This is a genomic window from Pseudomonadales bacterium (assembly GCA_013215025.1).
Taxonomy (GTDB): domain Bacteria; phylum Pseudomonadota; class Gammaproteobacteria; order Pseudomonadales; family DT-91; genus DT-91.
This window is the reverse complement of sequence record JABSRR010000073.1, coordinates 1-6,150: the sequence shown is the minus strand read 5'-3', so window position 1 is coordinate 6,150 and position 6,150 is coordinate 1. Positions and strand designations below refer to the sequence as shown.

Annotated in this window: 7 protein-coding genes; all 7 read left to right on the top strand. The window is 46.3% G+C overall.

Going from position 1 to position 6,150, the window contains the following annotated elements:
* On the top strand, window positions 1–264 hold a 264-nt coding region (locus tag HRU21_07095; protein NRA42060.1), incomplete at its 5' end, for a heme-binding protein.
* A 48-nt stretch (window positions 265–312) separates the two neighbouring features.
* Complete coding sequence (locus HRU21_07090; GenBank protein NRA42059.1) at window positions 313–1,137, top strand: alpha/beta fold hydrolase; 825 nt, start codon at window positions 313–315, stop codon at window positions 1,135–1,137.
* A gap of 42 nt (window positions 1,138–1,179) precedes the next feature.
* Complete coding sequence (locus tag HRU21_07085) at window positions 1,180–1,968, top strand: fumarylacetoacetate hydrolase family protein (GenBank protein NRA42058.1); 789 nt, start codon at window positions 1,180–1,182, stop codon at window positions 1,966–1,968.
* A 33-nt stretch (window positions 1,969–2,001) separates the two neighbouring features.
* Window positions 2,002–2,946, top strand: coding sequence for an acetaldehyde dehydrogenase (acetylating) (locus HRU21_07080; protein ID NRA42057.1), 945 nt, complete (start codon window positions 2,002–2,004; stop codon window positions 2,944–2,946).
* A 20-nt stretch (window positions 2,947–2,966) separates the two neighbouring features.
* On the top strand, window positions 2,967–4,064 hold the full coding sequence (dmpG, locus tag HRU21_07075) for a 4-hydroxy-2-oxovalerate aldolase (protein ID NRA42056.1): 1,098 nt from the start codon (window positions 2,967–2,969) through the stop codon (window positions 4,062–4,064).
* A gap of 104 nt (window positions 4,065–4,168) precedes the next feature.
* Window positions 4,169–5,119 (top strand): recombination-associated protein RdgC, encoded by a 951-nt coding sequence (rdgC, locus tag HRU21_07070; protein NRA42055.1) that lies wholly within the window; start codon window positions 4,169–4,171, stop codon window positions 5,117–5,119.
* A partial coding sequence (locus HRU21_07065; protein NRA42054.1) for an AbgT family transporter occupies window positions 5,097–6,150 on the top strand: 1,054 nt, incomplete at its 3' end. The genes rdgC and HRU21_07065, both read left to right, overlap by 23 nt.

The following is a 6,150-nucleotide window of genomic DNA, read 5'->3' as shown; positions in this document are numbered from 1 at the left end:
GGTACCAGTCTGATTGCTGATAGCTTGGTCGAACAAAAAGCCAATACTGCCTTATTGGGTTTAAGTTCTGAAGATTTTGCTAAGGTTCTACAAGATCAGCCCTCGGTGCGTGAATCAATGCTGAAGTTGGCGCCGTTGACGCTGATGGGTGGCGGACTGCCACTGTATCATGAGGGGCAATTAGTGGGTGCCTTTGCAGTAGGCGGCGCCTTGGTTGAGCAAGATATTGCGCTTGCAAGCAAGGTGCTAGAGCATTTTGCCTAAAAGTGCAAAATCGCGTAAAATTACCCACCATTTTTTTAAGGAGTCAGTATGCCTATTCCAGAAGGACAATTCGCTAAAATCGCCAACGGCTACACCATGCATTACACCGATATGGGTGAAGGNCACCCGGTTGTGTTTCTGCATGGNTCTGGTCANGGGGCCAGCGGACACTCTAATTTTAAAGGCAACTACCCATTTCTAGCCGAAAACGGCTACCGCGTTATTGTTCCCGACCATATTGGGTACGGTTATTCAGACAAGCCAGATGATGTTGAGTATCCGGTAGAGTTTTTTGCTGAATGTATTTTACAAACCTTAGATGTTTGCGGTGTAGAGAAAGCGACATTTATTGGTAACTCGCTCGGTGGTGCAATCGCACTGCATATCGCGCGTTACCACCCAGAGCGCGTTGAAACCTTAAACTTGATGGCGCCTGGCGGCCTGGAAGAGAAAGAAGAGTATTTCAAAATGCCAGGTATGGCGATTTTGGGCGAAATCTTCCGCTCTGGCGAGTACAACAAAGATTCACTTGAACGCTTCATCCGCGAAGGCCTGGTGTTTGATCAGTCTGTAGTTGATGAAGAGCTTATCGAAGAGCGCTGGGATATTTTCACCAAGCAAAATGGTCAAGCCTTAGCCACCATGAAAGTACCAAATATGACCGCAGAGCTTGGCGAGATTACCGTGCCTAGTATTGTATTTTGGGGCCTAGATGAAAAAATGATGCCAGAAACAGGCATTATGAAATTAGCTCATGGTCTGCCCAATGCTCGCATGGTATTGGTATCTAATTGTGGTCACTGGGTTATGGCTGAGCACCAAACGATGTTCAATACCTACACCCTTGATTTCTTGAATGAGCATATTGCTTAAATCGCTTATTTATAGATGAAGACAAGTTGAAGTAAGACAATCATGGAAAAAGAACAAATTAATGCCTACGGCGATGAGCTTTACCAAGCGCTTCGCTCATTCAAGCCAATTACACCGTTTACAGATCGTGATCTTGAAATCTCGATTGATGATGCGTATTACATCTCGCTACGCATGTTAGAAAATCGCCTGCAAAAAGATGGCGAGAAAGTCGTTGGTAAAAAAATCGGCGTTACCAGTAAAGTAGTACAAGAAATGTTAGGTGTGCATCGACCAGACTTTGGCTTCTTAACCGATGTGATGGAATACCCTAATAATGGTGAAACCCCGATAGCGGGCAATATGATTGCGCCGCGTGCTGAAGCTGAAATTGGTTTTATGCTAAAGCAAGACTTAGTCGGTCCGGGTGTCACCGAGCAAGATGTTTTAGATGCTACCGATTACATCATGCCATGCTTTGAAATTGTGGATAGCCGCATTCAAGATTGGAAAATCGCTATTCAAGATACCATCGCCGATAACGCCTCATGTGGCACTTATACCTTAGGTGAAGGTAAAGCAGACCCACGCGATGTTGATTTACCTAATTTAAAGGTCACGGTTAAGAAAAACGGTGAGTTTTTATCTGAGGGTTTAGGTAGCGCTGTACAAGGTAACCCTTTAACAGCGGTTGCATGGCTGGCGAACACCTTAGGTGAGTACGGCATTCCATTTAAAGCAGGTGAGGTGATTCTATCAGGCTCGCTTGTGCCCCTAGAGCCCGTTGTGGCCGGTGATATTATGGAAATGGACTTGCACGGTGTTGGCACCTGTACCGTCAAGTTTGTTTAGTGGGAAAAAGATTTTTAACGAGAGAACATAACTATGAGTCAGAAAGTTAAAGTAGCCATTATTGGCTCGGGTAACATCGGTACTGACCTGATGATTAAAATTTTGCGCACATCTGATGTGTTAGAGTGTGCGGCAATGGTAGGCATTGATCCTGAGTCAGACGGTCTTGCACGTGCAAAGCGCATGGGCGTTCCAGCGACCCACGAAGGCATTGACGGTCTTAAGGCGATGGACCATTACGGCGAGATTAAAATTGTCTTTGATGCTACCTCGGCATACGCTCATGCGGCACATAATGAGGCATTAAAAGCAGACGGTAAAACGGTCATTGATCTAACTCCCGCGGCCATTGGCCCATATTGCGTGCCGGTAGCAAACATTGAAGAACACTTGCAAGAGCAAAACGTTAACATGGTTACCTGTGGCGGTCAGGCGACTATTCCAATGGTATACGCAGTTAGCCGTGTAGCTAAGGTGCACTATGCTGAAATCGTTGCCTCAGTTTCTTCAGCATCAGCAGGTCCCGGCACCCGTGCCAATATCGATGAGTTCACGCAAACAACCGCGCGCGCTATTGAAAAAGTAGGCGGCGCTGAGCAGGGCAAGGCGATTATTATTCTTAACCCTGCTGAACCACCGATGATTATGCGTAACACCGTGTTCACTTTGTCTGAGACAGCCGATGAGCAAGCGATCATTGACTCGGTAAATGAAATTGTTGAAGGCGTTAAGTCTTATGTACCTGGCTATGACTTAAAGCAAGACGTACAGTTTGAATATTTCGATGAATCAAACCCACTTACGATTCCTGGTCGTGGCGAGTTCACGGGCATGAAGTGCTCAATCTTTTTAGAGGTTGAAGGCGCAGCTCACTACCTACCTTCTTATGCAGGTAACTTAGACATCATGACTTCTGCTGCCTTGGGCACAGCAACACGTGTTGCGCAATTGAAGTACTTAAATGTAGATGCGGCGTAAGTAAAGGTTTGGAGAGAAAGATGATTGACCCTAAAAAAGAAAAACTATATATCCAAGACGTAACCCTACGTGATGGTATGCACGCTATTCGTCATATGTATGGCATTGACCATGTTAAAGCGATTGCCAAAGCATTAGATGATGCCAAAGTAGATGCCATCGAAGTTGCGCATGGTGATGGCCTTTCAGGTACTTCATTTAACTACGGCTTCGGCGCACACACAGACAAAGAGTGGATTGGTGCTGTAGCTGACGTGTTAGAACATGCGAAATTAACAACTCTGATTTTGCCAGGCATTGCTATCAAGGAAGACCTTGATTGGGCTTGGGATATGGGTGTACGCTCTGTCCGTGTTGCCACGCACTGTACAGAAGCCGATGTCTCTAAGCAGCACATCGAGCACGCGCGCTCACTCGGTATGGATACGATTGGCTTCCTAATGATGTCGCATATGATTGAGCCGGCTAAAATGGCTGAGCAAGCGAAGTTAATGGAAAGCTACGGTGCTGAAACCGTATATGTGGTTGACTCAGGCGGTGCGCAAAATATGCATGACGTAGCCGACCGCGTTAAAGCCTTACGCGATGCCTTAGACCCTAAAACCGAAATTGGTATTCATGCACACCATAACCTGTCATTAGGTGTGGCAAACTCAATTGCTGCGGTAGAAAATGGCGCGAACCGTGTTGATGCCTCACTTGCCGGCATGGGTGCGGGCGCAGGTAATGCACCGTTAGAGGTGGCGATTGCCGCGTTTGAGCGCATGGGTTGGCAGCATGGTACTGATTTATATAAATTAATGGATGCGGCTGATGACTTAGTACGTCCATTACAAGATCGTGAAGTACGTGTAGACCGTGAAACCTTATCTTTAGGTTATGCCGGTGTTTACTCCTCATTTTTACGTCATGCCGAGGTTGCTGCTGAGCGTTATAACCTTGAAACACGTGATATCCTTGTCGAGCTAGGCCGTCGTCGCATGGTAGGTGGTCAAGAAGATATGATTGTTGACGTAGCGTTAGATATGATTAAGGCGGCTGAAAAAGGCATGAGTATTGAAGAATACTCAGCGTCTATCGATAAGCGTGGTCGCAAGCAACAGCAAGTAACTGATTAAGGTCACACCTTGCTTTAGAAAAGCGGGCATTGCCCGCTTTTTTTTTCAGGCGGCTGATAAATTTTCTACGAGCCGCAAAATACCAATATCCTTCACGAAAAAATATGTGGTTTAAAAATTTATCTGTCTATCGACTTACCAAACCTTGGATTTTGAGCGCAGAGGCGCTTGATAAAGCCTTACAGCATAAGCCTTTTGTTGCCACAACCGCACAAGAGCCGCAGAGCCTTGGTTGGGTGGCCCCGCTGGGAAAGGATTCTGAACTCTTATACCATCAGGCTAATGGCAATATCATGCTGTGTCTGAAGAAAGAGCAAAAAATCTTACCCGCATCGGTAATCAATGATGCCTTAGCGGCAAAAGTTGCCGAGCTAGAGGATGCTGGCGATCATAAACTGACGCGCAAGGAAAAACAGCGACTTAAAGATGAAATTCGCTTTGATTTATTACCACGTGCCTTCGCCAAGTCATCATTATTGTATGCATATATTGCGGTAGAGCAGGGCTTGATTGTGGTGAATAGTGGCTCGCAAAGCGCAGCCGAAGAGTTGTTAAGCCTATTGCGCGACTGTGTCGGCAGCTTAGCGCTGATACCATTGACAGCGAAACAGCTAATTTCAGCTAGCATGACAACATGGCTGCAGCAAGCTGATGCTGTCAGTCAGTTTGAACTGGGTGCTGACTGTGAATTAAAAGATCACCAACACGGTGGCAGTATTAAATGCAAGCAGCAAGATCTCTTATCTGATGATATTTTACAGCTGCTAGCGTCCGGTATGCAGGTCACGCAACTGGCACTTAATTGGCAAGATAAACTTGAGTTTATGCTAGATGAAAACTTTATTATCAAACGCCTTAAGTATTCCGAGCTTATAGACGATCAGTTACAGCAAACCGATGTGCAAACCGCAGCAGAGCAATTTGATGTAGACTTTTGTTTGATGGCGCAAGAACTTCATTCTATGCTATCAGATCTGGTCTCGGCGCTCGGAGGAGAAGCTGAGTCATCTTCGGTTCAGCAGGAGCGTCTTGATGCAGCAAGGGCAGGTCGTTAAAGCCAATATAGTCATGCGTTGTTTAGCTACGATTGAGCGAGCTGGCAACGCCTTGCCTAACCCCGTTTTATTATTTTTATACCTCAGTATCGCCGTCGTACTGTTGAGTGGGATTGCGGCATTTTTTGAGCTCTCAGTAAATGACCCACGCCCTTTAGGCAGTCCGGGTCGAGAGCTGTCTGGCAGTATTTCGGTGATCAGTCTCTGCACCCTCGCTGGGCTGCATCGGATTCTCACGTCCTTAGTCAGTAATTTTATTCAATTCGCGCCTCTAGGCACGGTACTGGTTGCCTTATTGGGCGTCGGTATCGCTGAACGCTCTGGTTTAATATCGGCACTAATGCGTAAAATTATTATTGGTGCGCCTGCTAAATTGGTGACTTTATGCATTGTTTTTGCGGGAGTGATTTCTAATACCGCTGGTGAGTTGGGCTATGTCGTACTTATACCTTTAGCGGCGGTAATATTTCATAGTCTTGGACGACATCCGCTGGCCGGTTTGGCCGCGGCATTTGCTGGTGTTTCAGGCGGCTATAGCGCGAATTTATTACTCGGTGCCGTTGACCCAGTACTGTCGGGAATTACTCAGCAAGCAGCGCAATTAGTGGCGCAGAACTATCAAGTCGGTGCAGAGGCCAACTGGTATTTTATGTTGGCATCAACCTTTCTAGTGACGCTGTCCGCGTATGCAGTCACCGAATATATCGTCGAACCCAGTTTAGGTCGCTATCAGATCCAAGAAGCTAGTGCAAAACAGCAACAGGCAATTACCGCAGAGCTATCAGATGCAGCTTTAAGTGACCTCGAAAATAAAGCCCTTAAGCGTGCAGCCATTGTTGCTGTATTGTTTTTTATTGTGTTAGCGCTAACAGTATTGCCCGAGCACGGCATTTTGCTTAACCCTGCCACGGGAAAGTTAGCAGGCTCACCTTTTTTACAATCTATCGTCGCGTTTATTTTTCTTTTTTTTACCCTGACGGGCATGACTTATGGCTATAGCGTTGGCAGCTTTAAACGGCAGGATGATATTG

What these genes read in the sequence shown, in the direction of transcription:
- HRU21_07085 (NRA42058.1), top strand. Translation starts at nt 1,180, where the DNA reads ATGGAAAAAGAACAAATTAATGCCTACGGCGATGAGCTTTACCAAGCG.
- HRU21_07080 (NRA42057.1), top strand. Translation starts at nt 2,002, where the DNA reads ATGAGTCAGAAAGTTAAAGTAGCCATTATTGGCTCGGGTAACATCGGT.
- dmpG (NRA42056.1), top strand. Translation starts at nt 2,967, where the DNA reads ATGATTGACCCTAAAAAAGAAAAACTATATATCCAAGACGTAACCCTA.
- rdgC (NRA42055.1), top strand. Translation starts at nt 4,169, where the DNA reads ATGTGGTTTAAAAATTTATCTGTCTATCGACTTACCAAACCTTGGATT.